Consider the following 24,983-nt stretch of genomic DNA (forward strand, 5'->3'; position numbering starts at 1 on the left):
CTATCGTCATGTCGGATAACGTATGGCTGCCGAACGACTGGCAGGTTCATGGCGCGCAAAGGCGTGTGCTGCTCGCCTTCGTCTCGGCGCCCGCAGGCGTGATGACATTCGATCAGGTGATTGAAGCTGCTCGATCTGGTGCTCGCGGAGACAGCGTCGCACCACTCGCACGCCGCCATATCCGCCAGCTGAACACCAAACTCGGCCATCTCGGCGTCACCATCACATCTCGCTGGGGCGAGGGCTACGAGATGCCCGCTGCCTCGCGCGAGATCATCCGCAACGCGATACAGCAGAGGCTCGCCGCATGACGCCAGATCAATCGAACACCGGGGCGGCGCTCCCCATCACCGACGACCAGGCCACCCACAGCTTCGCCAAGGAGCAGCTGAAGGCGTTTGTCGAGCGCATTGAGCATGTCGAGGGCGAAATCAAAGACCTGACCGACGCGCGCAAGGACATCTACGGCGAACTGAAAGGCGCCGGATACGATGTGAAGGCGATCCGCACCATCGTACGCATGCGGAAACAGGACGCCAACCAGCGTGCTGAGCAGGAAACGATACTGGAAACCTATCTGCAGGCATTGGGGATGCTCGGCTGATGGACGCGCTTGCACCAACCAAGAAGATCACCTCCAGCGACATCCGTGTGGCGCTGATGAGCTATTACGCGCCGCCGTCGCATCGCGTGTTCTTCGAGGTATCCAACGATACAGGCGCCAAGGCGTCGCGCTGGATCGACGCTGTTGCGGTCGGCATCTGGCCGTCCACGGGACACGAAATCGTGGGCATCGAGATTAAGGTCTCGCGTTCGGACTGGCAGCGCGAGCTCAAAGAGCCCGCCAAGGCTCAGAGCTTGATGAAATACTGCACCAGATGGTTTCTGGCATGCCCCGACGGCATGGTGAAGCCGGACGAGTTGCCTGCGACTTGGGGCCTGCTGACCTACAAGGATGGCGCTATTCGCTCGAAGGTGCAGGCAAAGCTGCTTGAGCCCGAGCCGTTGACGGCGGGCTTCATGATGGCCGTGCTCCGCAATGCCAACGCCGTCGATATGGAGATGGTCCACAAGCTGGTGCAGCAAAGCAACGCCAAGCTGATGGCCGAGAACGAGGCTCGCATCTCGCGTGAGGTGCAGAACCGCGCCCGAGATATCGACAGCCGCCGGAAGCGCATCGACGAGATGGCGGCGAAGCTTGAGGCCGTGACGGGGGCTCACCCATCGGACTGGACGTTCGATGACGCCGCGCTCGGTGCCGCCTATCGATTGCTGAAGGCCACCGGGCTGCATGAGATCTCCGGCTGGGGCCAAACCATCCCAGGAATCCTATCGAACCTGAAGGCGGCAGAGGCATCTTTGACGTCATTTCAGGAGCGCTTTGCCGAGGTCGCGAGCGTTGCGACCGAGAAGAATATTGCAGGGACGACGGCAGCATGAGCCTTTGGTGGCGCGCAGAATGTGGGTCTATCGACCATCCGAAGCTGCTGAAGCTCTCGGATGCGATGCATCGTGCCTGGTACACGCTGATGTGCGTGGCTGGCGCGAATGGTGGTGCGCTGCCGCCGACCGAGGATATCGCCATCCGCTTGCGCATGAATAAGGCCAAGGTGGCCGAATGGATCACCAAGCTGGTGCAGGCCGAGCTATTCGACAATGTCGATGGGGTTTTCGTGCCGCACAACTGGACCAAGCGCCAGTACAAGAGCGACAAGACGGACCCGACCGCCAGCGAACGAATGAAGCGTTACAGGCGTAACAAGCGTAACGGCGTTACGGTCGTTACGGATGGTAACGACAGTAACCAGTTACACACAGAAGCAGAAGCACAACCAAATCCAAAATCAGAGCAAAGCACAGCAGAGGCGCGCGAGCTTGATGAAATGGGTTTGAAGCAGGAAGGGATGCTGAGAGCAGCATTCACTGCGGAGTGCTCTGGCCGGGCCGTGTTCCCGGACATGTCGATCATCAAAACCTGGCTGCTCGCCGGCATCGCTTTGGCGACCATTTCCAACACGGTGACGCCGATCCTGCGCCGGAAGCAGGACATGAAATCGCTGGTCTACTGCGACGCCGCGGTCCGAGAGGCTCATTCGAAAGCAGCGCCCCAAGGGCTACAGGTCGTTGTCGACATGTCGGGCTGGGTCGTTGTGATCGAGGGCACGCTTGAGGAAACCTGTTGGCAGCAGCATACGCGCGAGACCACCGGCCGACCGATGTTCATCTGCGACGTGATGCACGAAGGACGGATGGTGCGCGGCATCAAGAAGCCCACGCCATTCCCTCCAGGCTTCAACGACTTCGGCGAACGGATTCCCCCATCAGCAGAGGATGCGGCATGATGTCAGACCCCCAGGCTAAGCCACGCGCTGACCGCTCTTTGAGCGTTGACCCATTCAACCCTCACGCTCGATACACTGCGGCCGTCAAACCTAGACGCAAGGATGCGGAACGCTTCGAACGCGGCTTGCTCAGCTCCATCAAGCTCGCGGCCTACGCCGGGAGTTCCGGTCTCACTTGCGAGCGAACGGATCAGACGGCGAGCTTCATCCGGGCTGCTGATCGCGATCGTTTTCAAAACAGATCGGCAGTATCGGGCTTTCAGTAGGCTGAGATCATCTTGCATGAGATGCACGGTGCATCCTCAATGGTAAATTTATCCGTTGGTCCAACGCGTATTTTGCAGAATTCTCGAAGATAGGAAGCAGGAAATGGAAGGCGAGACCAACAGCGCAACCCGGTGGTACGTGGTGCTAACCGAGCCGCAGCAGGAAATACTCGCAGTCTGGCGCCTGCACGAGGCAGGCCGAGAGCTGTTCACGCCTGTAATACGAAAGCGGGTCAAGACCGGACGTATTGGGAAGAAAGGACAGAAGGTCACGCGCATTGTCGCGCGCCCGATGTTTCCTGGTTACGGCTTCATCCGCGCTTCGAACGATGGCGAGTTCTACGATGTTCTCGCGACGCGCGGCGTGCGTGACTTCTTGTACATCAACGATAAACCGGTGCTGCTGCCTGACGAGGCAATCCGTAAGGTCTTTGCACGGCAGGTTCAGCAGCAGCATGAATGGCTTCAGACGTCGGCCTTCAAGAGCGGTGATAAAGTGCGGATCGAGCCCGACGGCGGTGCCTATGCTGGGATGCTGGCGACGGTGGACAAAGTGGACGGCAAGGGTAGGATCGAGATACTGTTGGGCATGATCCGGCATAGTCTTCCGGCCGATATGGTTGTTTCAGCTTGAGTGTAGCGGATGGCAGATCATAATAACTACGATCGTATTTCGGACGCTGTTTTTAAGAAGATGCTTGACGCCAGAGCCGCGGCGTTCAACGCTCAAGTGGACCATGGAAAATGGCTGATTTCTTCGCTGTTTCTTATTCACGGTTCAGCGATTGCCGGGCTCGTGTTTAGGTCTACAACAGCAGGAGCGCCGCCCTATTTATCAGCTGTTTCGTGGTTTGTGGCAGGCATCATTTTAGCTTTGGCTTCAGGGTTCACCACTTGGTGTAATTTCGGTATCGCAGCCCAACAGTACGACGAATGGGCGGATCCTAATGTCTTAGCGGACGTGAAGCATTGGCCGAAGGCTCCCAGTCGAGCTTTCTCCATCAAGTTCACTCGCTTTCTCTCGCTGTGTTTCGGGTTCTTGTCTGTAGCGGCGCTCGTTGCTGGCGCAGTCCATGTATTGAAGATATGGCATTGAAGTGTGGATTTCTTGGCCGACGTATTGCTTCCTAACCGCAAATCAGTCATGCGTCGTTTAGTTCAGCTGAGCCTAGATGTTTAGCTGATTTGGTTGTTATCTGTTAGTGCCGCGAGCCATAGGCCGCTGTCAGTGCTACTCAGGTCAACCACGCCGGCGGTGCCGGACCGAAGCCCTGCATTTCGATGCGTAGGGTTAGCTTCTTGAACCGTGTCCAAAGTCAATCATGCATCTCCGCACCAACGCTCCGCAGCCCGGGCGTCCGATGGACCTCGATGCCATGAAGGCGTCAGGCTTCCGGAACGCTGGCATTCTGGTCGTCAATCTGGATGACCAGCGGCTGAATCATATGGATGTCGAGCGGCTCAAGGCCATTGGCAATAAGCTGTACCCCAAGGCATCGTAACCCGTCGCAGCCAAGACCTCATTGCTTGGTGTCCGGACGCGGATAGCGACGGGAGTGAATACGTTGTTCGACGCATTTCCAGTTCCTGCGGACGAACCTGCGAAGCGTCCGGTCCTGCGGTTCTATCAGGTGCGGCGTCTTATCCGTGCGGTTGAGGCTGGGGACGAGCAGGGCAACCCGTTGGCCTGTGCTGCCCATAGGCTGCATCGCATCGGCTTCTCATATGCTCTGATCACGGTGCTGTTGGCCGAGGGAACGATGGCTGAGGACGGATGGTTCGAAGTCAATTGCAGTGGCGTCGATATTCGGGTGCCGACCACGCCGAAGCTTTACCTCTACGGGCCACATTGAGTCATGTCCTACCGCATAGGTGACGTAGAGATGCAGGGCAAAGAGCCAGGCAACGTCATCTATGCAGCGTTCACGCCAAAGGTCGTGGATGGTGGGAAGACGAGGATATTGAAGCGGCGGTCGATGTTGTTCGTGGATCGAGCGTATGGTGCGTCTCGCTTGCCAGAGGCCGAGGTCGACACGGCGCCATGTGAGATGCCGGTTGGGTAAGCCGATCGAGCGTAAGCAGCGATTCCGCGAGCACTCGCCTAACCGTATCCGAGGCCGCAAGGGCGTTGCGCTCCGGCTGCGGCGGCTGGCCAATGAGCCGCTATGCAGGGACTGCAAGGCTGAGGGCAAAGACACCCCCAGCACTGTGCCTGACCACATCATCCCGCTTGCGCAAGGTGGCGCGGATGAGGACAGTAACATCCGCTGCCTATGCGCAGACCACCACCGGATCAGGACTGCCGAGCAGTTCGGACATCTTCCATCGTTCGGCAACGACGTGAACGGTCGGCCGCTCGACCCGTCGCACCCATGGAACCGACGCTGATCCAACTCACCCCGGGGGTACCAAAAAGTCTGAGGCTTAAGGGTGGACACCGCATGGGTACCTTCCTTCGCACTCCGAACAATCCCAGGAGGGGGGGATGATCGGGTTTTGAGGGATGAGATAGGTGAATAATCTAGCAATTACGCCAATTTCTGGCGGTGATGGCGTCCCTCCCGAACCGGACTGGCGGACCATCTTTGGTGACGACGACGATCTCGCAATCGCGCAAGAGCAGTGGGGCATCATCATCCGCGATATGCGGGAGGCGGGCACCCTGTCGGTGGCCAACGGCCACTACGCGAAACGCCTCGTCGAGTTCAGGGTGCAATACGAGCGGTCATCACGCCACGTTGCCGAAAAGGGGGCGATCCTCGCGCCGACGAGTAAGAAGGCCAAGGTCGGTCAGTGGAATCCGCATTGGTCTGTAATGCGCCAGGCCGACGAGAATATCCGAGTGGCCGAGGCCGAGCTCGGTCTCTCGCCGGTGCGCCGGGGCAAGGCGACCAAAGTGCAGCATGGCAAGAAAACCTCGCGTGCGGCGGACGCGTTCCTCCGTCCAGTATCCAAATGATCCGATCACCGCTTATGCGCGGGACATGGTTGATGGCCGGCTGGTCGTTGGCGAATTGGCGCGGCATGCTGGCGAGCGCCACCTGCGAGACATTGTCGACGGTGAGAGCAGAGGTATTTTCTGGCGGCCAGAACTGAAGGCTCTCAATCCTACTGGGCCGCTCGCGTTTCTTCCGGCAGTTCTGCCGATCACGGCCGGCGCCAAGGCTGGTCATCCGTTCGAACCGCTGCCGTGGCACATGTTCTTCATTGGCTCGATGTTCGGGTGGGTGACGAGTACAGGTCGACTGCGCTTCCGCAGTGGTTGGGCGGAAACTGGCAAGGGGCAGGCCAAAAGCCCGATGTTCGCGGCGATCGGTCTGTATCTCTTGGGATGGTACGGCGTGCCGCGCGCCGAGATTTATTCGATCGGCCAATCGAAGGCGACCGCAAACGTCTTGTTCAAAGACGCCGCGGCGATGTGCCAGACGAACATTCCGGGCGCCGAGGATGGTGAGACAGATACGCTGGAGTCGCGCGGCGAGGTCATAATCCGTGGTGAGGGCGATAACGCCTGGCAAATCGAACACCCGGAATCGAAGTCGAAGTTTAAGGCGCTCGCCAACGGTGAGGCCGTCTCGGGTCCGCGACCCATCTGCGTGGCCGCCGACGAAATCCACGAGTTCAAGACGAACACCTCGCTCGAGATGTGGCAGCGCGCTATCGCGAAGATGCCGGGCGATGGCTTCATGCTGCTGGGGACCAACACGCCGGCGTCCACGCAATTGGTCGGCACGGAATACTCGACATTCTATCAGCGCATAGCGCGCGGCGAATTCATTGACGACGAGCACTTCTCGTTCATTGCTCGTGTCGATAAGGCCGACCAAGACAAGGTGTTCGATAACGAGGCCTGCTGGCAGAAAGCCTTACCAGCGCTGGGTATTACTTTCCCGGTCGAGAATATCCGTGGTGAGGTGAATACGGCGCGAGAGCGACTGTCTACTGCGATGTCGGTCAAGCGCCTGTATTTCGGCATTCCGCTCGGTGTGGTCGGATTTTGGATGGACGAGGAGCCTTGGGCTGCTGTCCAAGCGAAGGTCGATCCAGCTGAGCATAAGGGCGAGAAGTGCTGGCTGTCGCTCGATCTGTCGAAAAAGAACGACTTGACCGCGCTCTCCGCTTGCTGGAAGCGCGAAGCGAACGAGGAAGCTGGCGAGCCCGAGCATCTGTTCGTCAAGACCTGGTACTGGACGACACAAAGCGGACTCGCTGACCGCGCGCGCCGCGATGTTGCCAAGTACGTCGAATGGGCGGCAGACCCCGCCGTTGATTTCACCGCGGTGCCCGGCGCCACAATCGACAAGACTTTTGCCGCGGCCGAAGTCGCAAGGCTCGTGGCCGAGCACGATGTGCAGTTTCTGGCCTACGACGTCGCGGGCATGGCCGATTTCATAGCTGCTTGCGAAACGATCGGCTTGGCAGTCTGGAAGTTTGAGGGGCCGGATAAACCCGAGGGGTACGGCCTGAAGCTGGTTCCACACAATCAAGGCAAGCGGCGTGTCTTCGAGGACAAGCAGCTGACCATGCCGACCTCGATCGAAAAGCTAGAAGATCACGTGCTTGATCGTGAGATCACGATCGACGACTCGCCGGTGACCTATATGTGCGCCGCTAACGCGATCATCGACAGTGACGGGCAAGACAATCGGTGCTTCGACAAAGCGAAATCACGCGGACGCATCGACGGCATCGTGACGACGGCAATGGCCGTCGGCGCCGCAACCATGAACGAAAAGGCTGGGCCTGACATGAGCGGATGGCTTGCCAGCGCGGTGATGAGCTGATGGGACTGCTATCGTGGGTTCGTCGGAGCCTCAGTCTCACGGACCATCAGGGGTGGTCGCTCTACGGAGGAAGTACCTGGTCGGGAAAAGCCGTCACCAACGACGGCGCGCTCAACCTGTCCGCTTGGTTTCGCGGTGTCCGGCTATACGCTGACGTAACCGGAGCTCTGCCGCTGAAGTTCTATGAGCGGCTCGGCAATGACGATCGCGTCCAGGTCCGTGACCACCCGGTGGCGATCATCACCGGCCAAGATCCGAACCTGGAGCAGACGACCCAAGAGTTCTGGGGCGCGCAGGCGGCGGCATTGACGATCAGCGGTAATGCATTCGCCGAAAAAAAGTTTATCTCTGATCGCCTGGTTTCGCTTGAGCCGATGCCGCGCGATACCTGCGTCGACCGCGAAAATGGCGCCCTAGTTTATCGGTTCAACGATCGCGGCAAGGCGGAGACGCTGCCGGCCGTTAAGGTCTTTCACACGCGAGGCTTTCATCTCGGGGGTGATGTCGGTCTCTCGCCGCTGGCCTATGCGCGGCAGTCTCTAGGCTTGTCCTTGGCGACGGAAGAGGCGACCGGCAAGACGTTTGCCCAGGGGATGCGGGCGTCTGGTTTCTTCACCGGGCCGCGGCTGGATCCGGTTCAGCGGGCAGACTTCAAGAAGACGTTCATCGACCCGATAGTCGGCAATAACGCTGAGGCACATTACGGCATCTTGGAGAACGGGTTCGACTTCAAGCAGGTCAATATGTCTCCGAAGGATGCGGAGATGCTCCTCTCTCGACGCTTCAATATCGAAGAGCTGGCGCGGTTTCTCGGTGTGCCACCTATTTTGCTTGGTCACGCGCAGGATGGGATGACGGCCTGGGGGAGTGGCGTCGAAAACATCATGCTCTCCTGGCTTACGCTGGGGCTCAACTCCTTCCTGACCAACATTGAAAAGTCAGTGAATAAGCGGCTTCTGCGGCCGGAAGAGCGCATCAAGTATTATGCAGAGTTCGATCGCAACGCACTGCTTCAGGCCGACAGCGAGGCGCGGGGCGAGTTCATTTCGAAGATGATCCAGAACGCGCAGATGACGCCGAACGAAGGCCGCAAGAAAGACAATCGCAGCCCAATGCCGGGCGGCGATCAGCTGCTGATCAACTCGACTTTGATCCCACTCACATCGGCAGGCGCCAGCCGATCGCTCGCGCCGACAACCCAAACAACCCCGGGACCAACGCCATGAGCTTTATGCATAAAACGAAGGATTTCTCCTTCAAGGTGAAGGCGGCTGACGACGCGGGATCGATCGAGGGCTATGCCTCCGTCTTCGGCAATCGTGACAGCTACAACGAAGTCGTGATGCCTGGCGCATTCGCCGACAGCCTCGCCAAGCACCAGCGCGAGGGCACCTATCCGTTGATGCTCTGGCAGCACAACCCGGACGAACCGATTGGTGTCTGGAATGAGCTTGTCGATGACGGGAAGGGCCTCTTCGGGAAAGGGAAGCTCTTGCAGGGCGTCCGTCGGGCGGATGAAGCGATCATCATGCTGAAGGCCGGCGCTATTCAAGGGATGTCGATCGGCTATCGCGAGGTGGACGTTGAGCCGGCGGATGCGGGTGGCCCACGCAAGCTGGTCAAGCTTGATCTGCTCGAAGCCTCGATTGTGTCATTCCCGGCCAACCGTCGCGCGCGTGTTGACTCTGTCAAGAACGAGAAGTTCGACGATTTTGCGCGCCGTCTGCGTGACGGCGAACCGCCATCCATCAAAGAATTCGAGGATGTCCTGCGTGATGCCGGCATCCCCAAAGCCATGGCCGTACAGATCGCCTCTGTCGGCTATGCGAAGGCCATTCGGAGCGAGTCTGAGGGCGCAGAGGCGAGCGAAGCTGCAGTGAAATCGATGGCAGATGCCATGTCGTCGCTGCGGTCCATCATCCCCAGACCCGCTGAAGGAACTCACCAATGAAGCGCATCACCCCGTGGGCGGCGTTTGCTGCCATCGTCGCAATCGCCGTTGTGGCTGTCCTAGCGTTCGACGCCTCGTCGATCGCTCACGCCAATACCCTCGGCTTCCATATCGCCGATGCCGCAGCCGGCGTCGCCGTGCTCGAAAAGCAGATGGGCGAAATGTCGGTCCTCCTGAAGGATACGGCAGACCACATCAAGAAGACCGCCGAAACCGCGGAAACCGAGATGAAGAATCTCGGCAAGCTCACCGAGGAGACCAAGAAGTCCGCGGATGACGCGCTGATCAAGCACAACGAGCTCTCGGCTCGTATGACCGAGATCGAACAGAAGCTGGTGAAGGGTCAGACCGAGCCGGAGCGCCGCAAGTCGCTCGGTCAGACGGTCACCGACAGCGACGAAGTGAAAGCTCTGATGGCGAACGCAACGAAGCGTGGTCGCGCAACCGTCTCGGTCAAAGCCATTATCTCGGCCCTTACGACCGATGCCGACGGCTCGGCTGGCGACCTGCTCATTCCGCAGCGCGTAGATGGCATCGTCGCCCCGCCGACCCGTCGCATGACCGTGCGTGACCTGATCACCCCAGGCCGCACCGCCGGCAACGCAATCCAGTTCGTGAAGGAAACGGGCTTCACCAACAACGCAGCGACCGTTACGGAAACTGCCGGTACTGCGAAGCCGCAGTCGGACATCAAGTTCGATGTGGTAAACACCTCGGTGACGACCATCGCGCACTATGTGAAGGCGACGAAGCAGATCCTCGACGACGCACCGCAGCTGCAGTCCTACATCGACGGCCGCCTGCGTTACGGCCTGATGTACGTTGAGGAGAACCAGCTTCTCAACGGCGGCGGCACTGGTACCGATTTGAACGGTATCTACACGCAGGCGTCCGCCTATGCGGCCCCGATCGCACCGAGCGCAGCCGGCAACCTGACCAAGATCGACGTGATCCGCCTCGCCATCCTGCAGGCGGCTCTCGCCGAATACCCGGTCACCGGCATCGTGATGCACCCGTCTGACTGGACGGACATCGAGCTGACCAAGACCGATCAGGGCCAGTATCTCTTCACCAATCCGCAGAACGGCACCGAGCCTCGCCTGTGGCGTCTCCCGGTTGTCGAAACGCAGGCGATGTCGCTCGACCGGTTCCTGGTTGGTGCCTTCCGTCTCGGCGCACAGCTCTTCGACCGTGAAGAAGCCAACGTCGAGATCAGCACCGAAGATCAGGACAACTTCATCAAGAACCTCGTGACGATCCGCGCTGAAGAGCGTCTCGCTCTCGCCGTCTATCGCCCCGAGGCCTTCGTGAAGGGCACTTACACCGCAGCTCTCGGCGCGTAACGCCAGCATCGAAGCGAGCGCCCGGTTTCGGCCGGGCGCTCTTTCGCCTGCAACATGGAGATACCGAACATGAAACTCGCAGCGCTTGACCAGGTCTCGGTCAGTTCCGTCAAGGCGGACTCCTTGCGGCCCGGCGAAGAATTCCATGTCAGCGACACTTACGGCGAAGAGTTGCTGACCAAGCACCCGGACAAATTCCGGAAGGTCGATGGTAGCCAGCCTGAGCCGGCCGCCGAGATCGCTCCAATCGCCAAATCCGAACCTGCTCCGCAAAACAAGGCTGAGGACGCTCCGGCGAACAAGGCCGATCACCGGAAGAAGGGCGGCAAGGCCTAATCGGCCTCGCTCAATTCCACTTAGGCGCAATCGCGCCATTCAAGGAGAGCCACCATGCGACGTTACAAAGTTACGCTCACGACCGACGCAAGCGGCAACGCCGTCGGCTATACCCCCCGCATCGCCGGCGAGATTCACCAGATCGAATACGTGAAGGACACCGCCAGCGCTGGTGCTAACGCCTACGCCAATGGTGTCGACTTCACGATCACCGGCGAGGCCACGGGCGTGAACCTCTGGACGCAATTGGATGTCAACGCTTCCGTCGTCGTGGCGCCACGCATGCCGACCCACGACCGAGCGGGCGCTGCATCGCTTTATGCTTCGGGTGGCACCGGGGTGCAGACCCGTGTCGGCCTGGCGAGTGATCGTGTAAAGATCTCTATCGCGCAGGGCGGTAACACCAAGGTCGGCGCCTTCCACGTCGTGGTCGCCTGATCTATGCGGCTCGTTCTGGTAACCCCTCCGACCGTCGAGCCTCTGAGCGCGACCGAGGCGAAAACACGCCTCGGAATCGGCTCTGAGATTTCGGACGCCACGATGGACTCGTTCATCAAGGCGGCTCGTCAAAAGCTCGACGGTCCGGATGGGTTGCTGCAGCGAGCGCTCAACACGCAGACTTGGAAGCTGCTGCTTCCGGGGTTCCCGTGTGAACCGATCATGATCCCGCTGCCGCCGCTGATTTCAATCAGCAGCGTGAGGTATTACGACAGCTCGGGTGTGTTGCAGACGATTGATCCGGCTTCATACGAAGTCCTTCAGGGGCAGCGGCCGGCCCTGGCAACGATCTCCAACACGTCATGGCCGAACACGCAGCATCGGTTTGGCGCTGTCGAGATCACGTTCATTGCCGGTTACGGGCCCCTGGCTACAGACGTGCCTGAGCCGATCCGATCGGCCATTGCGCTACTGGTCAGCCATATGCGGTCAATGTCGGCGCAAAACCTGTTTCTCAGCGAAGAGCAGGTCGATGGCATTGGGTCAAAGAAATATGTCGTCGGCGGCAATGCTGGCGCCGCGATTGACGCCACGGTCAGCGCGTTGCTGTTCCAGTATCGGGTGCTCGCGTGACGCCCGCTGCCGCCCTCGATATGCACCGCCGCTTCATTCAGGAGGTCGGCGAGGACATCCTCATTCGCCGCTACACCGGCACTGGATCCCCGCGGCCAAAGACCGACACAGCCACCCGCGCACGGGTGATGGGATACGAGCCCAAGGAATTGGTCGGCTCCATTGTGCAGGGCGACCGGAAGATCATCGCGTTGGTGGATGATTTGGCGGGTATCCTGCCAATCACCACGAACGACAAAGCCGTGGTCCGCGGCAAAGAGCTGGCCATCAAGGCAGTGGATGACAGCACCAGGCGCATCGCCGGGACGCTGATCGCACTCGAAATTCAGGCTGGCGGATAATGAGCACGAACGCTGCTGGCGCGTTGGCCGCGCTGCGTGCTCGCCTGGAAGGCGATGCTACGGTCACGATGCCAATGTATTGGCGTGGTGACGATGCGCCTATCCTGCCAGACGATCCGGCGCCGTTTGCCTATCTCGTCTTCAACAACGAGGGATCCGGCGCCGGCCCGGCTGGGTTTGGTGGCGGTCGTGGCCGCAACCTCTATCGCAATCGCGCCTTGGTCGAGGCGTTCGTGTTTTCGCCGGCAGGCGAGGGCGAGGCGATCGTCCTGGCGCATGCTGAGACCATTGCAGCCAGCCTGCGCAGCTTTCGCAATTCGGCAGTCTCATGCTTCTCAGCCGACGTGATACCGGTCGGCCCTGGCTCAAAGGTCGCGCCTCCCGGCTTCGTTTCCGAAGTGTCGAACTATCAGTGCGCCGTCGCTGAGATTGAACTTCATTTCGACCAGATCGGCTAACCGCCGCTACCCGCCGGCTGTCCGGCTTCATTCCATCTTGGAGAACTGACATGGCCCTCGCGGAAGGCGTAAGCGCGCGCATCGCCTACAAGGCTCATTCGACCGGCGTCATCACCCCCGGCGTCGAGCCGGCGTTCGGGACCGATCCCGGAGCTTCCGGCGGTCAGATTTTGCGCCGCGTTTCGTCGTCGCTCGCGCTGTCGAAGGACACCTACCAATCGGCAGAAATTCGCGGAGACCGGCAGATCGCCGACTATCGCCACGGCGTGCGCCGCGTTCAGGGCAATATATCCGGCGAGCTCTCGCCTCTGACCTACGCCGATTTCTTCGAGGCCGCATGTCGCGGCTCGTGGATTGCTCCGGTCGTCATTGATCAGACCGATATGACGAGCGTGTCTGCGGATAATGCCTCTAACAAGTTCACCTTCACCGGAGGCAATCCCGTCACCGAAGGTTTCCGCGTTGGCATGGTGTTCGAGGCGACCGATCTTTCGGATCCCGACAACAACGGCAAGCGGTTCCTGATCCTCGGCTTCGGTGGCACCAGTAATCGCGAAATGACCGTCTATCCGGCGCCCGACACCATGAGCGCTGACACGTCGTTCACCTTCACCGCGCAGGGCAAGCGTCTGATTGTGCCGTCATCCGGCTTTGTCAGTCGCAAGTATGCGGTCGAAATCTGGAATTCGGATGTCGATGTCGCGAGGCTCTTCACGGAGTGCCGTGTCGGCGGCTTCAACGTCCAGCTACCGGCCAGCGGCATGGGCACGGTTGATTTCGACCTCATGGGCCGCAACATGACCATGTATGAGGGTGTCGCGGCGCCGTTCTTCACCGCACCAGCGGCGGAAACGACGACCGGCATCACTGCGGCGGTCAACGGGTTACTCCGCGTGGCCGGCGAGACCGTCGCCGTAGTCACCGGAATGAACATTCAGATGCAGCTCAACCCGAGCGCCGATCCCGTCGTCGGATCGAATTTGGTGCCGGAAATTTTTCTTGGCCGTACAAATGTGACCGGCCAGCTGACTGCCATGTTCGAGAATGCCGATCTGATCAACGACTTCCGGAATGAGAATTCGATCGAGGTGCTGGCGTTCCTGACGACCGAGAATTCGGTCGATGCGCCGGCGATGTCGTTCTATCTGCCCCGCGTCAAACTCGGCGGCGCTGACCTGCAGACGACCGGTGAGGGAGGGCAGTCGATCACGTTGCCGTTCCAGGCCCTTAAGTCCACTGCGGCCGAAGGCACGACCGGCATCGCATCGACCACAATTCAGATCTGCGACACCGAAATCGTTTGAGCCTGATCCCCGCCGTCACGGGGAAAGCCGCTCGGCGCGTCCGTAAATCGGGCCGTCGTGCAGTTGCGCGCAACAGGACCGGATGGGCTGGCGGGCTCATCCGGCTCCGCCCTTCCGCCAAAGGACATGAGAAATGAACAAGTTCGCCTCGCTGGGCGTGAACACCAGCACGAGTGCCCGCATGGAAATCATCCTGCCGGGCGAGATCGACCCGCTGACCGACGGCGCCGGCAATGTCGCCTACATCGAATTCCTGCCGTGGGATTCCGAGCCCGGCCGCGCCTACGATCGCCGCAAGACGACGGAAGCGGTTCGCAAGGGGTTCCGCCAGCGCAGCCGCGCTGAACTGCGCGCCGAAGCTGAGAATGAGGACATGGCTGCAGAGCAAGCCGAACGCCTCTCGGCTTTGGCGGTGGGTTGGCATCTTGTCGGTCCTGACAAGGGCGTGATCGACGTGCCCTTCAGTAAGGAAAATGCGAACGAATTGTTTGCCAGTCCCGAAACCGCGTGGCTGCGCCGCCAGGCTTGGGTCTATGTGGCCAACGAGGCAAATTTTATGAAAGGCTCGTCGAAGAGCTAGTCGCCTTCGCCGAGCATGAGTTTCGGGGATCCAAGAAACTTAATGACGGGGCGTCCCAACGCGAGCACGACGAGTCCGCGGCGCGGCAGTGGAAAAAACTGGGGCGCTCCGTCAAGCGGCCGGTCATGCCGGAGGGGCCAGAGCCGCCAGCGCTTCTGCTGTATCTCTGGGAGTGGTTCTTCGAGATATCGATGGGTCTTGCGATCAGCGGCATGGCTCCGCCGGTGGTGACGTGGGAAGGGCTCGCAGCCTGGCGGATGCAAATGGGCATCGAGCTTGAGCCATGGGAGGCCAGGACCATTGTCCGGCTCGGATACCTGCGCGCAGCCGTGCTGAGCGAAGAGAAGCCGAAACCACCAGCAACGTAGGGTGATTCCGGATGGCGGTGCGGACGCGAATTGACTCGGTCGCCACCGACATCAATTTGATCATCAGCGATCTGTTGACGCCAGAAGCGCAGGGCAAAGCTGCCGCGGCGTTCGCCCGCGATGCGATTGCAGAGGCAGATGCGACCAATCAGCGGATATTGGGTCGCATCCCGCCGCGCACGGTGACCGTCGATGGCGTCGCAAACGCTCCTCTCGAGCGAGTGCGGCCGGCGGGCGGTTCCATCATTGCGGAGTGGGAGATCGTCGGCGATGTCTTGATCTGGATCGCGCGGACGCTCGAAGATCGGTCGCCGCGCGTGAAGGGCGATTACCTGCGAGGTCATACGCTTTTCGCAGATGGTGTTGAGGTTGCGGTCAGTCAGAATGTACCGGTCGCGGAGGAATACACCTTCGTCAACGTTGTGCCTTACTCGCGCATCCTTGAAGTGGGGAAGACGGATACCGGTCGCGACTTTCTGATCCAGGTGCCAAACCGTATCTATGAGCGCACTGGACGAGACGCGAAGGCGCTGTTCAAGAACGTGAAGATCCAATCGCGGTTTATCTCGCTGAACGATGCGTATCGGCTGAAATTCAATCAGCGGTCCCGGCACTTCAAGGGCGGGAAGGCGATATACAGCTCCCGCCAGCGCCCCGATCGCGTGGCAGGCGCGGCGATCACCTATCCGGCGATCGTTGTGTCTCAGTTGAACCGCTGACGGAATTGCATCGCAAGGCGCTCACTCAGGAGCGGCGTTTCGGAAGGAAGGACCGAACCGCTATCGCGACTGGCCCGGTGATGGGTTCTCCCGCTTCCCATCGCGAGATTTGCCGGCGCGGGTCTTGGCTCTTGAGGCCTAGGCGCTGTCCCATCTCGTGCTGATTGTGGCCGAGTTGCTTCCGGATGTCCCGCATCTCTGCGGCATCCATCGGCGCCGGCGGCTCGAATTTGGGCGACATCGGCGGCTCCTTCGATGAGCATGAAGCGGTTAGGGCAGGGGTCAGGGACGTCAAAAGCAAAGATCGGCGCGGCCGTGAAATGAGGCTGCACCGCGTTGAATAAGCGAATGTCGATTGGTGCGCTGGTCGATTGCCCCCAGAGCCAAAGTTCGTCGTCGGTGATGGGCCGGTCGAGCACAAACCAGATGTGTGCCGACAGTTGAGACCAGCCTTTGATGCCGGCGCTGCTGGACCACTGAGCCCAGCAGGTCACGCCATGGAAGGCGCCGGGCAGCAGGCTGATGAGGTGCTTGATCGCGGTTGCTGGCTCGGTTTTTGGATCGATGCCGGCGGGGCAAGCGACCTTGTCGAAGTCGAAGCAGATCCAGCGCTGGCCTATCGGGCTCGAACGGAAAGTCGCAAGCTGATTGGGGTCGGAATACTTGAGGCGCCGGACGGGCTGGCTCACATCGAGGCCCGGCACCGGCTCGCCGCGAATGACAAGGCTGCGCGGGTCGGAATTCAGGTTTTCAAGGATGTCGGCCAGTTCGAAAATGGTCGTGAAGTTGCGCTGCGAAACCCGGAAGCGCTTCGCCATCTTCATCGGCATCCGGCCGATCGCGTCGCCGTCGCGGACGTACGATTTTGTCGCCAACAATAGGCGAGAAACCGTCAGAACAGTGAGTGAGTCCGGCGCGTTTTCCATGCCCGGATTATGGGTCAAAAAGACCCGTAAGTCAAGCGCCATTACCGCGCACTTCGATCCATTTCAGGAATTCCAATGGCAACCTCGCAAGACGCTGTAAGGCGGCTGACGATCCAGACCAGTGCCCCCGGCGCCGATCAGGCGGCAGCGTCTCTGCACAAAGTCGGTGATGCGCTCGCCGACGTAACGGTGGAATCGCAGAAGACGGAGAAGGCCACCCTTAATCTCGATCAAAAGTTTAACGCCATCGAGAAGCGATACGTCGCAACCGTGCGCGCGCAACAGGAATACGACAAGACGCAGCGCATGGTGAATGCTGCGGTGGCGCAGAACCCGGCACTTCAGGAGCGGGCCAATGCTGTCATGGCCGCCGCGTCGGAGCGTCTTCGCGCAGCCAATGGTGGCTTGAACGACAACGTCAAGCAGATGGGGTTGGCGCGACACGAACTGATCAATCTGGGCCGCCAAGCGCAGGATGTCGGCACCATGCTGGCGATGGGTGCCAGCGTTGGGCAGGTCGCGACCTCGCAGGCTGCTCAGGTCATCGATATCTTTGCGTCGAGCCAAGGCTCGTTCTCCGGCTTCATGAAGCAGGCGACAACGGCGGTTGGCAATTTCCTGACCGTCGGCCGGGTGGCGTTTGGTGGTGTGGCCGCGGTGATCGGCGTCGCGTCGCTCGCGCTCAACTCCTATCTCGACAGTCAGCAGAAAGTACAGATGTCGCTGCTTGGTTCCGGCCGGGCGTCGGGGCAGAGCCTGTCGAGCATCAACGCCATTGCGCAGTCGGGATCCTCGACGACGGGGCTGTCGGTTTCAGAGGCACGAGCCTTCGCAGCCGAACTGGCATCCACTGGCAAGATCGGCCGCGACAACCTCGAGCCGCTCGTCAAGATCGGGCATGACATCTCCGTCGTGTTCGGCACTGACGCTGCCGGCGCCGCTCAGCTGCTCGGCAAGGCGTTCGCAGACCCGGTTGCCGGCGCCGATCAACTGAATGCACGGCTCGGCTTCCTTGACGCCGCCATGCAGCGGAACATCCAGAACCTGGTCGCGCAGAACCGGGTACAGGAAGCGCAGCGCGTGCTTCAGGCCGGTGTTGTGAGCGGGCTGGAGGGCGTAAGCGACGCCGTCAGCACCTCTACGAAATTCTGGATGGCTCTGGGGAATGCTGCGTCGAACGCTTGGGACAAGATCGGCGCCGCCGCGTCGCGCGCTACGGGCATCGGCCTTAAGATGGGTTTGGATGAGCAGCTTAAGCAAGCGCAGACACGGCTCCAGGAGCTGGAGGCCATTGCCGCGAGCCGATCGTCTTCGGCAAATCGCGGACTCGGCACCACCAACTTGATCGAGCAGCAGCGCATCAAGGTCGATGAGCTGACAGCCGCGATCGAACGGTACAGTCAGGCTGCTGTCGATGCTCAGCAGCGCAATCAGTCATTTGCGCAGGCTGCGGCGGTCCGCAATCAGTTGCCTGAGATTGATCAGCTGCAGAAGCTGCGCAACGAACAGGAACTGCTGGTCAAGACGATGGTCGATGTCCAGACGACCGGCGGCCCTGCGTCTGAAATCCTCAAACGCATGGGAATGTCGTACGAGGAACTCGCGAAGGCTTTGAGCATCGCGAATACGAACACGACGCAGTTTAAGAGTTCGTTTCAGTCGTCGTTCGATCAGGCCAAAATCGCTGGCGATGCGCTTACAGCCTTCTCCCCCGGCGCCCGCGGTGATATCGCGCGCCGTCAATCGCTGGAGTCGACGCTCGGCTCAAAGATGACGGACGGAGAGCGTCAAGCGCTGGGTCAGCAAGCTTACGACAATGCCGTAAAGTCGGTGACGGTGTCGCTGGGTGAGCAGGCACGGGCTCGAGCGCTCTACGGAGAGCAGACCATCAAATCTGCGCAACTTGAAATCAACCTTCTTGGCAAGACAATCGGCCAGCAGGCGGAAATGCGCGCGAACCTTCAGGCGCGCCAAACTCTCGAACAGCAGGCTTCCCAGAACCGCACGGCATTTGATAAGGCCGAAATGGCGCGGCTCGAAGAGCTGAACCGAAAGTATGGGGAGCGCGTTCAGCTTGCGGCCCAGGCCGCGGTCAACGACAATATCAGTTTCGGCCGTCAGACGGCGCTTCTGTCCGCCAATGATGTTGCTATCGCTCAGCAGCTTAAGGGTATCTATCCCGACCTAGCGACGGGGCTTTCGAGCGTCGAGGCGCAGGGGCTTCGTCTCAATAACACTCTGCGCGACATCAACGACACTACCCGGGGCATCACTCAGAGCTTTGCGTCTGACTTCCGTAACGCGATTCAGGGCGGAGCGACGGCCTTCGAAAGCCTCGGCATCGCTGGTGCAAACGCGCTGAACAAGATCAGCGACAAGCTCATGAATATGGCCATCGACAGCCTGTGGTCGAAGGCCTTCGGCGGATCGGGCGGTGGGCTCTTCAGCCTGCTAGGCATTGGCGGCGCGTCTTCTGCCGGCACCGGGTTCTCCCTGACTGGTACCGGTGGCCTCTATGCGGACGGTGGGTACACCGGCCCAGGATCGAAGTATCAACCGGCCGGCCTCGTGCATGCTGGCGAATACGTGTTCTCGCAATCGTCGGTCCGCCGGATTGGGCTCGGAAATCTCGACCGCCTGCATCGCGGCTATGCCGACGGCGGGCCGGTTCTGCCGTTCAACTCCGGCGCAGGAAATGACAACAGCCGGCCGGCGATGGTGTTCAATTACAATCCGACCATTAACGCCCCGAACAGCGACGCTCAGTCGGTCGCCCGCCTGGCGACTGTGGTTGCGAACGATCGCAAGAACTTCGAGCGGAATGTCGAGGCGATCGTCGCTAAGTCGGCGGCCAATAAGCCGGGCTTTGGCCGATGACTGAGGTCTACGAGTATCCTCGCGAGTGGTATCAATTCACGAACGTGCGGTTCCAGTTGCGCGCGATGTCACAGACGTCTCCGCGGCCGTGGGCTGGCGGCAATAGCGCGTACGGCCCGCATGCCCAGCTGTGGATGCCGAAGCTCACGTCGATCCAACAGGACATCGACGTGTGGCCGCAGATGGATGCCTTCTTCTCTCGCCTTGGCGGGCAGGCCGGTCTCATCCGCATAGGCGACGCGTCCCGATTGATCCCCCAGTACAACCGCGAGCGGCAGGCGACGACGTCAGTCTGGTCGGACGGAACGATGTTCACGGACGGCACGGGCTTCGTCGATGGCCTGATTCCGCCGACCTGCCACGTCCTAGCCGCAGCCTCCCGTGGTGCCACGTCGATTGTGCTCGGCGGGTTGCCCGCATCGCTGGTGCCAGCACTCCGGCGCGGTGACCTCTTCGAGATCCGACCGAACGGTATTCCAGCCGATTTCCCGCACCTCTATCAGGTGATGGTGAATGGCCCGACAAACGCCGATGGCGAGACCGGCGTCGAAATTCGCCCGCCGCTGCGCGCGGATATCGCGGCCGGCGATCAGGTCGTACTCGACCATCCGACCTCTGTGTTTCACCTGATCGACGATAGCCAGGCGGAGATGGAGATCAACGCGCCGATCACCGCGAATTTCGGCTTCTCCCTCATCGAAGCGATCGAGCGTATCTAATGGCGCCGCCGATCACGATGCGCATGGCGCAGGCGCTGCGCGAGCGAAAGCCGTTGGCGCTGCTGGCTGAGATTGAGCACCCCGACGGGACGGCTCGGTTCTGGTCCGGCATCGGACCGTTGCAATGGAATGGGTACCGATGGACCGGGGCCGGAGTGCTTGGGTCTATCACTCCGATCAAGCAGACGAGTGCGCTGCAGATTCAAGAGTTGCAGTTCAACTTGTCGGGCGTCGATCCCGATGTCGCATCTCGCCTCAATGACGATGTGCGCAACCTTGGAGCACGCGCCTGGCTGGCCTGCTTGGGGAAGGGCAACACGGTTGAGAAAGACCCGTATCAGATCGTCGATGCGGTCCTCGACTATCAGTCTCTCTCGGCGGCGGAAGACGGGACGGTCACAATATCGATCACGGCTCGCACCGGTTTCTACACGCTGGAACGCGCCCTCGACGATGCGTGGACCACGGAAGAACAAAAGCTGACGTATCCGACCGACTCTGGCCTTGACATGATCCCGGCGCTTCAAAATCAGGATATCCAATGGACGCCGACGTGAAGGTGGCAGACGCGGTTTTGGTGGCTCGGTTGGCTGAGGTCGTCGCAAAGGATCGCGCTATGTTTGAGGTCAACGTGAAAGCGGCCGTAGCAAAGAGCGGGAATTCGCGCGCGAAACTTGAAATTGCTCTGCTGGCGGCGATGGATGCCGCGACGCAATCCGAAATGGTCTGGGGCAAGGATGATTGCGTTCTGTGGTGCGCGAATATCCTCAAGGTGGCGATTGGTTGCGATCCGGTCTCCCACATTCGCGGTCGCTATCGAACCCGTATTGGCGCGAGGCGCTTAATCGGCCGTCGAGGCCTTCTTCCGGCTGCGCGGGTTGTAGCGCGGAAGCGTGGCTGGCGGCGCATCAATGAAGGCGAGCAGGTCGGTGACATTGGTGTCGCTGTGCTGTCGGGTGTCTTGTCAGTCGTCATTTGCCGTGCCCCTGGCTGGTTCGTAGGTCGCAACGAGCGCGGCTGGACATCGATGCCGTCGACCAATGTTCGCATCATTTGGGCTGTGATCTGAATGAACATTCCTCCGCACGTCGCGTCTTGGGCGCTGGGCCGCGTTTGGGAGCGCGATAACCCGCCGGCGGAGTTTACCCAGCTCGTTAAGCAGTACGAGCGGATGCCGGCCAGACAGCGCCGCACGTTGAGCGCCGAGCCCATTTCGATCGGTGCGGCAATCATTGGAGTATTCACAGCAACGGCTGTGCCGGCGGCCGTGTCTTGGGCTGTAGGAACCGCTGTCCTGATCGGCGCGTCGATCGCAGTGAATTATGCGGCCTCGGCCCTGATGCAGAAATCAGGGTCGGGACCTATCGCTACGTCGCAATATGCAGCTGAGACAGCGGTCAATTCGACAGCGATCAAATACAACGAGCGCCAGCCCATCCCTTCGAAGCGCATCATCTACGGCACCGCCCAGGTCGGCGGCGCACTCTTCTTTGAAGAGGTGAAGCCACCATATCTCTACCAAGGCTGGCTGATCTGCGCGAAGAAGATCGCGAGCTTCCGCAAGATGTGGATCGGAACGCAAGAGATCGCGTTTCAGTCGCTTGTTCCGAACACGATCCTGACGCCAATAGCTGTCTATGGTCAGCCAAACTTTCCGGGGCGCCTGAAGGTCTCGCTCAGGCTCGGTGATGCAAATCAGGCGATCGATCCGATCCTCGCGGCTGACTTTCCTGATCTCGACCCCGAATTTCGTCAGCGCGGCATTGCGACCGCTGTCGTTCGCTACCATTACGGCGCCGACTACACGGAATATACGGAGCTCTGGGGGCAATCGTCGCGCCCGAATCCATACTTCTTGGTTGACGGTGTGGCGGTGCCAGATCCCCGCCGTCCCGGACACGTCCTGGAATTCGACCCCTCCGACGATGCGGCTGTAGCTGCGGCTGAAGCGACATGGGAATTCAGCAATAATGCTACGCTGATCCAGGCGCACTATCTGACGCAGCGCTATGGCGGGCGCATCGACCCCCGTCGCTTCGACTGGGCGAAGACGGCCGTCGCGGCGGACTGGGACGATGGTCTGGTGTGGTGCTTGGACGGCACCTACATCCGCCGCCACACCATCGACGGGGTTGTCACGCTCAACCAGTCGCCCGCCAATATCGTGTCCGGCATGCTCTCAGCCAACCGAGGAATGGTGCTGCAGAGCGCCGGCAAGGTATGGCCGTCGTCGTCGATCCCGCGGCAGCCGGTTGTCACGATCCATGATGGCTTGCTGACAGGCGCCGTGGACTATCGAGCCGCCAAGCCGAAGCGAGATCTGATCAATCGGCTGAAGGTCCGGTTTGTCGCAGAGGATCGCGAGTACCAGACGGCCGATGGCCCGGTGCTGTCCAGGGATGATCTTAAGGCGGCCGATGGCGAACTGCTCGATGCCACGCTCGATCTGCCGTTCACGATGGACCACCGGCGGGCGCAACGGCTCGAGAAGGCATTCCTGGAGAATGCGCGGCTTGGCAAGCAACTGGTCGTCAAATGCGACGTGCTGCTGCTCGCCAACTGCTCCGAGGAACTGATCGGCAACGCCGTGACCTTCGACAGTGTCCTCTTCGCCAGCGCCAACGGAACCTACCTGTGCACCGACTGGAGCTTCGCGGACAATTTCTCGTCCATCAACGTGTCGCTGGTCGGATACGACGCTGCGATCGAGACGGACTATCGCGCCGCGGTCGATGAAAAACCTTTCGTTCTCGCCCCTCTCGATGTGAGCTGAGATGCCCGTAAACCACGACGCCGTCGCCGCGCTCCCATCTGATGCGAGCGCGAACAAGCAGCTATTGCGGAATGCGATCACCGCTCGCATGCCGTATGTGCTGGCTGACGATGAGAACGCGACGGATCTGATCGCGGTCGATCCGGATTCGGGGTCGGCCGTTATCGACATGACGTTTCTCGGTCGGCTGTTCCACTATGACCCGACTGACATGGTCACTGCTCATGATGGCGTGACCTGTCTCGTCTCGGCTGAGGGGCGTCGGTACAAGCTGAGCGACGGTTCCGACGTCTTCTGCTATTCGGTCATCGACCGAACCCACACGGCACCTCCGGCAAGCCCTTCTCTTGGTGACGCCTACCTAGTGGCCAGCGCCGCAACAGGGGCGTGGGCAGGTAAAGACGGCAACATCGCTGTCAGGACCGCTCGAGGATGGGAGTTCGTTGTATTTGGCATTGGCCGCTTCATCTATGTCGAGGATGTGGACACGTACTATCACCGCAATGCTGGCGGCGCATGGGTGTCAGGCTTCGGCAATCAGACCACGGCCCCAAATTCAATCCCCCTTTCTGCTGCGATCAACTTCGGCAAAAGGATTATCGTCGAGAACCAGACCACCACTTCGCCGCCAGGCACAGCTACGGTCGGCACCGCCTACATCGTCGGCCCATCGGCGACTGGCGCTTGGTCAGGTCGAGATGGTGACATTGCTATCTGCGAGATCGCGAACACGTTCACGCTTTATGACCCGTCAAATGGATGAAGCGCTTATAATAAAGAGCTAAACAACTCTTACACATTCAACGGAACGGAGTGGCTATCGGCAGGCGGCGCGCTGATCGGACGGAAGAGCGTTAGAACGGTTTCGGGCAGCGCGTCAGCCGGCGGCAGTGGCAGCTATGGCTACAATCCAAGCGATCCACCACTCTCGAGCAACATCTGCTATTTCGATTCAAAAACGCTGTCTTACGCCGCGAAGACGGCAGGAAATGTACTGCGGTTTTGCTATCGATTCTCAAGCACGGTCGCTAATACCAGTATGTCGATAGGGCTCTTCCGAGGTGCAGAAACAAGCGCCATTGACTGGGTGTTTGTGGCGAATGGCAATGCCACTGGCACGACAGTGCACTTCGAAATCGATGCATCTGACGCGGCGTCACACGATTACAGCGTCCGCATTTTTAATAGTGCTTATTCGAATGACAGCGCTACGCGACGTATTCTGAGTGTCGAGGAATTCGTGCCATGACCGCGAGCCCGATTGATCTGGTTATTGTCGATGGGGTGGCAGTCAGCAAAGCTGCGCTTCGAAGCTATGAGAAGGACCGCGCCCGTATCAAACTCGGAAATCCAACCGAGGTGCGCAACACGAAGCTTTCGGGCCAGTTCGGGGGAATATATGTGCGCTCGCTTCAGAACAACTTCGATCTGGACGCCGGCGACACGACAACGCCGGATGACGGTGTTAACTGTATCATCGATCTCGATGGAAATCGCTTCAAGAAGGTGCCGATCGACACCTCAACGACGCAGCGGCTTGTTGTGGCATCTGGCGCCGTAACGGTCTCTGCTGACGATGCGGACATTGTTGTCATCGACAAGACAGTGGCAGCGGCTACGACGGTGAATTTGCCTCCGGCTGCTGATCGCACGAAGGCTGTCAAGATTGTGGATGGCAAAGGCGACGCCAACACGAACAACATCACTATCGTCCCGCAATCGGGAGAGAAGGTGTTTGGGACCGTAGATTACACCCCAATCATCGATGGCAATGGCGGTCAAATTACGCTGACGCCTCGTGCCGACGGCACCGGCTGGTTCTAAG

The 24,983-nt window shown here is 60.1% G+C and carries 31 protein-coding genes; 30 read left to right on the plus strand and 1 reads right to left on the minus strand.

The annotated features are described in order from the left end of the window. Positions 1 to 8 precede the first annotated feature (8 nt). The 23 genes from RPMA_RS12425 to RPMA_RS12535 all read left to right on the plus strand — a co-directional run bounded on the left by RPMA_RS12425 (position 9) and on the right by RPMA_RS12535 (position 15,863). On the plus strand, positions 9 to 311 hold the full coding sequence (locus RPMA_RS12425; protein ID WP_211913083.1) for a hypothetical protein: 303 nt from the start codon (positions 9 to 11) through the stop codon (positions 309 to 311). Then, positions 308 to 604: a DUF2312 domain-containing protein gene (locus RPMA_RS12430; protein WP_211913084.1), complete on the plus strand. Its 297-nt coding sequence runs from the start codon at positions 308 to 310 to the stop codon at positions 602 to 604. Before RPMA_RS12425 ends, RPMA_RS12430 begins: the two co-directional genes overlap by 4 nt. Further along, positions 604 to 1,440: a hypothetical protein gene (locus RPMA_RS12435; RefSeq protein WP_211913085.1), complete on the plus strand. Its 837-nt coding sequence runs from the start codon at positions 604 to 606 to the stop codon at positions 1,438 to 1,440. Before RPMA_RS12430 ends, RPMA_RS12435 begins: the two co-directional genes overlap by 1 nt. Next, entirely contained in the window at positions 1,437 to 2,342 is a 906-nt protein-coding gene (locus tag RPMA_RS12440; protein ID WP_211913086.1) for a hypothetical protein, read from the plus strand. The genes RPMA_RS12435 and RPMA_RS12440 overlap by 4 nt, the downstream gene beginning before the upstream one ends. 369 nt (positions 2,343 to 2,711) lie before the next feature. After that, positions 2,712 to 3,242: a transcription termination/antitermination protein NusG gene (gene nusG, locus RPMA_RS12445; protein WP_211913087.1), complete on the plus strand. Its 531-nt coding sequence runs from the start codon at positions 2,712 to 2,714 to the stop codon at positions 3,240 to 3,242. A 9-nt stretch (positions 3,243 to 3,251) separates the two neighbouring features. Beyond that, positions 3,252 to 3,704, plus strand: a complete 453-nt coding sequence (locus RPMA_RS12450; protein WP_211913088.1) for a hypothetical protein — start codon at positions 3,252 to 3,254, stop codon at positions 3,702 to 3,704. A 226-nt stretch (positions 3,705 to 3,930) separates the two neighbouring features. Next, positions 3,931 to 4,110, plus strand: coding sequence for a hypothetical protein (locus tag RPMA_RS12455; RefSeq protein WP_211913089.1), 180 nt, complete (start codon positions 3,931 to 3,933; stop codon positions 4,108 to 4,110). A 63-nt stretch (positions 4,111 to 4,173) separates the two neighbouring features. After that, on the plus strand, positions 4,174 to 4,461 hold the full coding sequence (locus tag RPMA_RS12460; RefSeq protein ID WP_211913090.1) for a hypothetical protein: 288 nt from the start codon (positions 4,174 to 4,176) through the stop codon (positions 4,459 to 4,461). Positions 4,462 to 4,606: 145 nt separating this feature from the next. Beyond that, positions 4,607 to 4,996: an HNH endonuclease signature motif containing protein gene (locus RPMA_RS28550; protein ID WP_408056526.1), complete on the plus strand. Its 390-nt coding sequence runs from the start codon at positions 4,607 to 4,609 to the stop codon at positions 4,994 to 4,996. Positions 4,997 to 5,120: 124 nt separating this feature from the next. Further along, positions 5,121 to 5,567 (plus strand): P27 family phage terminase small subunit, encoded by a 447-nt coding sequence (locus tag RPMA_RS12470; RefSeq protein ID WP_211913092.1) that lies wholly within the window; start codon positions 5,121 to 5,123, stop codon positions 5,565 to 5,567. 25 nt (positions 5,568 to 5,592) lie between these two features. Next, entirely contained in the window at positions 5,593 to 7,392 is a 1,800-nt protein-coding gene (locus tag RPMA_RS12475; RefSeq protein ID WP_249225649.1) for a terminase large subunit, read from the plus strand. Continuing rightward, positions 7,392 to 8,618 carry a phage portal protein gene (locus RPMA_RS12480; RefSeq protein WP_211913094.1) on the plus strand — a complete coding sequence of 409 codons (1,227 nt, stop codon included), beginning with the start codon at positions 7,392 to 7,394 and terminating at the stop codon, positions 8,616 to 8,618. Before RPMA_RS12475 ends, RPMA_RS12480 begins: the two co-directional genes overlap by 1 nt. Before the next feature lie 35 nt (positions 8,619 to 8,653). Next, entirely contained in the window at positions 8,654 to 9,343 is a 690-nt protein-coding gene (locus RPMA_RS12485) for an HK97 family phage prohead protease (protein ID WP_249225650.1), read from the plus strand. Beyond that, positions 9,340 to 10,686: a phage major capsid protein gene (locus RPMA_RS12490; protein WP_211913095.1), complete on the plus strand. Its 1,347-nt coding sequence runs from the start codon at positions 9,340 to 9,342 to the stop codon at positions 10,684 to 10,686. The genes RPMA_RS12485 and RPMA_RS12490 overlap by 4 nt, the downstream gene beginning before the upstream one ends. Positions 10,687 to 10,755: 69 nt before the next feature. Then, positions 10,756 to 11,022 carry a hypothetical protein gene (locus RPMA_RS12495; protein WP_211913096.1) on the plus strand — a complete coding sequence of 89 codons (267 nt, stop codon included), beginning with the start codon at positions 10,756 to 10,758 and terminating at the stop codon, positions 11,020 to 11,022. A gap of 54 nt (positions 11,023 to 11,076) precedes the next feature. Continuing rightward, entirely contained in the window at positions 11,077 to 11,460 is a 384-nt protein-coding gene (locus RPMA_RS12500; RefSeq protein WP_211913097.1) for a hypothetical protein, read from the plus strand. A gap of 3 nt (positions 11,461 to 11,463) precedes the next feature. Continuing rightward, a complete protein-coding gene (locus tag RPMA_RS12505) occupies positions 11,464 to 12,093 on the plus strand; it encodes a head-tail connector protein (protein ID WP_211913098.1) in 630 nt (209 codons plus the stop codon). After that, complete coding sequence (locus RPMA_RS12510) at positions 12,090 to 12,434, plus strand: hypothetical protein (protein ID WP_249225651.1); 345 nt, start codon at positions 12,090 to 12,092, stop codon at positions 12,432 to 12,434. Before RPMA_RS12505 ends, RPMA_RS12510 begins: the two co-directional genes overlap by 4 nt. Beyond that, positions 12,434 to 12,892, plus strand: coding sequence for a hypothetical protein (locus tag RPMA_RS12515; protein ID WP_211913099.1), 459 nt, complete (start codon positions 12,434 to 12,436; stop codon positions 12,890 to 12,892). Before RPMA_RS12510 ends, RPMA_RS12515 begins: the two co-directional genes overlap by 1 nt. Before the next feature lie 50 nt (positions 12,893 to 12,942). Continuing rightward, complete coding sequence (locus tag RPMA_RS12520; protein ID WP_211913100.1) at positions 12,943 to 14,196, plus strand: phage tail tube protein; 1,254 nt, start codon at positions 12,943 to 12,945, stop codon at positions 14,194 to 14,196. A 133-nt stretch (positions 14,197 to 14,329) separates the two neighbouring features. Then, positions 14,330 to 14,776: a hypothetical protein gene (locus RPMA_RS12525; RefSeq protein ID WP_211913101.1), complete on the plus strand. Its 447-nt coding sequence runs from the start codon at positions 14,330 to 14,332 to the stop codon at positions 14,774 to 14,776. A 125-nt stretch (positions 14,777 to 14,901) separates the two neighbouring features. Then, on the plus strand, positions 14,902 to 15,144 hold the full coding sequence (locus RPMA_RS12530; RefSeq protein WP_211913102.1) for a phage tail assembly chaperone: 243 nt from the start codon (positions 14,902 to 14,904) through the stop codon (positions 15,142 to 15,144). A gap of 11 nt (positions 15,145 to 15,155) precedes the next feature. Beyond that, positions 15,156 to 15,863: a hypothetical protein gene (locus RPMA_RS12535; protein ID WP_211913103.1), complete on the plus strand. Its 708-nt coding sequence runs from the start codon at positions 15,156 to 15,158 to the stop codon at positions 15,861 to 15,863. Here RPMA_RS12535 and RPMA_RS12540 read toward each other — a convergent pair. After that, positions 15,848 to 16,831, minus strand: a complete 984-nt coding sequence (locus RPMA_RS12540; protein WP_211913104.1) for a single stranded DNA-binding domain-containing protein — start codon at positions 16,829 to 16,831, stop codon at positions 15,848 to 15,850. The genes RPMA_RS12535 and RPMA_RS12540 overlap by 16 nt on opposite strands. A 33-nt stretch (positions 16,832 to 16,864) precedes the next feature. Between RPMA_RS12540 and RPMA_RS12545 the strand changes: the two genes are divergently transcribed. The 7 genes from RPMA_RS12545 (at position 16,865) to RPMA_RS12575 (ending at position 24,982) form a co-directional block, all read left to right on the plus strand. Further along, positions 16,865 to 19,666, plus strand: coding sequence for a phage tail length tape measure family protein (locus tag RPMA_RS12545; protein WP_211913105.1), 2,802 nt, complete (start codon positions 16,865 to 16,867; stop codon positions 19,664 to 19,666). 65 nt (positions 19,667 to 19,731) lie between these two features. Then, positions 19,732 to 20,385: a hypothetical protein gene (locus RPMA_RS12550; protein WP_211913106.1), complete on the plus strand. Its 654-nt coding sequence runs from the start codon at positions 19,732 to 19,734 to the stop codon at positions 20,383 to 20,385. Beyond that, complete coding sequence (locus RPMA_RS12555; RefSeq protein WP_211913107.1) at positions 20,385 to 20,942, plus strand: hypothetical protein; 558 nt, start codon at positions 20,385 to 20,387, stop codon at positions 20,940 to 20,942. The genes RPMA_RS12550 and RPMA_RS12555 overlap by 1 nt, the downstream gene beginning before the upstream one ends. Then, complete coding sequence (locus tag RPMA_RS12560; RefSeq protein WP_211913108.1) at positions 20,927 to 21,454, plus strand: DUF6950 family protein; 528 nt, start codon at positions 20,927 to 20,929, stop codon at positions 21,452 to 21,454. Before RPMA_RS12555 ends, RPMA_RS12560 begins: the two co-directional genes overlap by 16 nt. Next, the gene (locus RPMA_RS12565) at positions 21,455 to 23,158 is read left to right on the plus strand and encodes a hypothetical protein (protein WP_211913109.1); all 1,704 of its coding nucleotides are present in this window, start codon (positions 21,455 to 21,457) and stop codon (positions 23,156 to 23,158) included. Between the two features lies 1 nt (position 23,159). Beyond that, a complete protein-coding gene (locus tag RPMA_RS12570; RefSeq protein ID WP_211913110.1) occupies positions 23,160 to 23,921 on the plus strand; it encodes a DUF2793 domain-containing protein in 762 nt (253 codons plus the stop codon). A 482-nt stretch (positions 23,922 to 24,403) separates the two neighbouring features. Then, positions 24,404 to 24,982, plus strand: coding sequence for a hypothetical protein (locus tag RPMA_RS12575; RefSeq protein ID WP_211913111.1), 579 nt, complete (start codon positions 24,404 to 24,406; stop codon positions 24,980 to 24,982). The last annotated feature ends 1 nt before the right edge of the window (position 24,983 follow it).

Origin of the sequence: Tardiphaga alba (assembly GCF_018279705.1) — a bacterium.
GTDB classification, from domain to species: Bacteria; Pseudomonadota; Alphaproteobacteria; order Rhizobiales; family Xanthobacteraceae; genus Tardiphaga; species Tardiphaga alba.

Coding starts and splice junctions, on each gene's coding strand:
- RPMA_RS12425 (WP_211913083.1), top strand. CDS start 9: ATGTCGGATAACGTATGGCTGCCGAACGACTGGCAGGTTCATGGCGCG.
- RPMA_RS12430 (WP_211913084.1), top strand. CDS start 308: ATGACGCCAGATCAATCGAACACCGGGGCGGCGCTCCCCATCACCGAC.
- RPMA_RS12435 (WP_211913085.1), top strand. CDS start 604: ATGGACGCGCTTGCACCAACCAAGAAGATCACCTCCAGCGACATCCGT.
- RPMA_RS12440 (WP_211913086.1), top strand. CDS start 1,437: ATGAGCCTTTGGTGGCGCGCAGAATGTGGGTCTATCGACCATCCGAAG.
- nusG (WP_211913087.1), top strand. CDS start 2,712: ATGGAAGGCGAGACCAACAGCGCAACCCGGTGGTACGTGGTGCTAACC.
- RPMA_RS12450 (WP_211913088.1), top strand. CDS start 3,252: ATGGCAGATCATAATAACTACGATCGTATTTCGGACGCTGTTTTTAAG.
- RPMA_RS12455 (WP_211913089.1), top strand. CDS start 3,931: ATGCATCTCCGCACCAACGCTCCGCAGCCCGGGCGTCCGATGGACCTC.
- RPMA_RS28550 (WP_408056526.1), top strand. CDS start 4,607: ATGGTGCGTCTCGCTTGCCAGAGGCCGAGGTCGACACGGCGCCATGTG.
- RPMA_RS12475 (WP_249225649.1), top strand. CDS start 5,593: ATGGTTGATGGCCGGCTGGTCGTTGGCGAATTGGCGCGGCATGCTGGC.
- RPMA_RS12480 (WP_211913094.1), top strand. CDS start 7,392: ATGGGACTGCTATCGTGGGTTCGTCGGAGCCTCAGTCTCACGGACCAT.
- RPMA_RS12490 (WP_211913095.1), top strand. CDS start 9,340: ATGAAGCGCATCACCCCGTGGGCGGCGTTTGCTGCCATCGTCGCAATC.
- RPMA_RS12495 (WP_211913096.1), top strand. CDS start 10,756: ATGAAACTCGCAGCGCTTGACCAGGTCTCGGTCAGTTCCGTCAAGGCG.
- RPMA_RS12500 (WP_211913097.1), top strand. CDS start 11,077: ATGCGACGTTACAAAGTTACGCTCACGACCGACGCAAGCGGCAACGCC.
- RPMA_RS12505 (WP_211913098.1), top strand. CDS start 11,464: ATGCGGCTCGTTCTGGTAACCCCTCCGACCGTCGAGCCTCTGAGCGCG.
- RPMA_RS12515 (WP_211913099.1), top strand. CDS start 12,434: ATGAGCACGAACGCTGCTGGCGCGTTGGCCGCGCTGCGTGCTCGCCTG.
- RPMA_RS12520 (WP_211913100.1), top strand. CDS start 12,943: ATGGCCCTCGCGGAAGGCGTAAGCGCGCGCATCGCCTACAAGGCTCAT.
- RPMA_RS12525 (WP_211913101.1), top strand. CDS start 14,330: ATGAACAAGTTCGCCTCGCTGGGCGTGAACACCAGCACGAGTGCCCGC.
- RPMA_RS12530 (WP_211913102.1), top strand. CDS start 14,902: ATGCCGGAGGGGCCAGAGCCGCCAGCGCTTCTGCTGTATCTCTGGGAG.
- RPMA_RS12535 (WP_211913103.1), top strand. CDS start 15,156: ATGGCGGTGCGGACGCGAATTGACTCGGTCGCCACCGACATCAATTTG.
- RPMA_RS12540 (WP_211913104.1), bottom strand. CDS start 16,831: ATGGCGCTTGACTTACGGGTCTTTTTGACCCATAATCCGGGCATGGAA.
- RPMA_RS12545 (WP_211913105.1), top strand. CDS start 16,865: ATGGCAACCTCGCAAGACGCTGTAAGGCGGCTGACGATCCAGACCAGT.
- RPMA_RS12550 (WP_211913106.1), top strand. CDS start 19,732: ATGTCACAGACGTCTCCGCGGCCGTGGGCTGGCGGCAATAGCGCGTAC.
- RPMA_RS12555 (WP_211913107.1), top strand. CDS start 20,385: ATGGCGCCGCCGATCACGATGCGCATGGCGCAGGCGCTGCGCGAGCGA.
- RPMA_RS12560 (WP_211913108.1), top strand. CDS start 20,927: ATGGACGCCGACGTGAAGGTGGCAGACGCGGTTTTGGTGGCTCGGTTG.
- RPMA_RS12565 (WP_211913109.1), top strand. CDS start 21,455: ATGAACATTCCTCCGCACGTCGCGTCTTGGGCGCTGGGCCGCGTTTGG.
- RPMA_RS12570 (WP_211913110.1), top strand. CDS start 23,160: ATGCCCGTAAACCACGACGCCGTCGCCGCGCTCCCATCTGATGCGAGC.
- RPMA_RS12575 (WP_211913111.1), top strand. CDS start 24,404: ATGACCGCGAGCCCGATTGATCTGGTTATTGTCGATGGGGTGGCAGTC.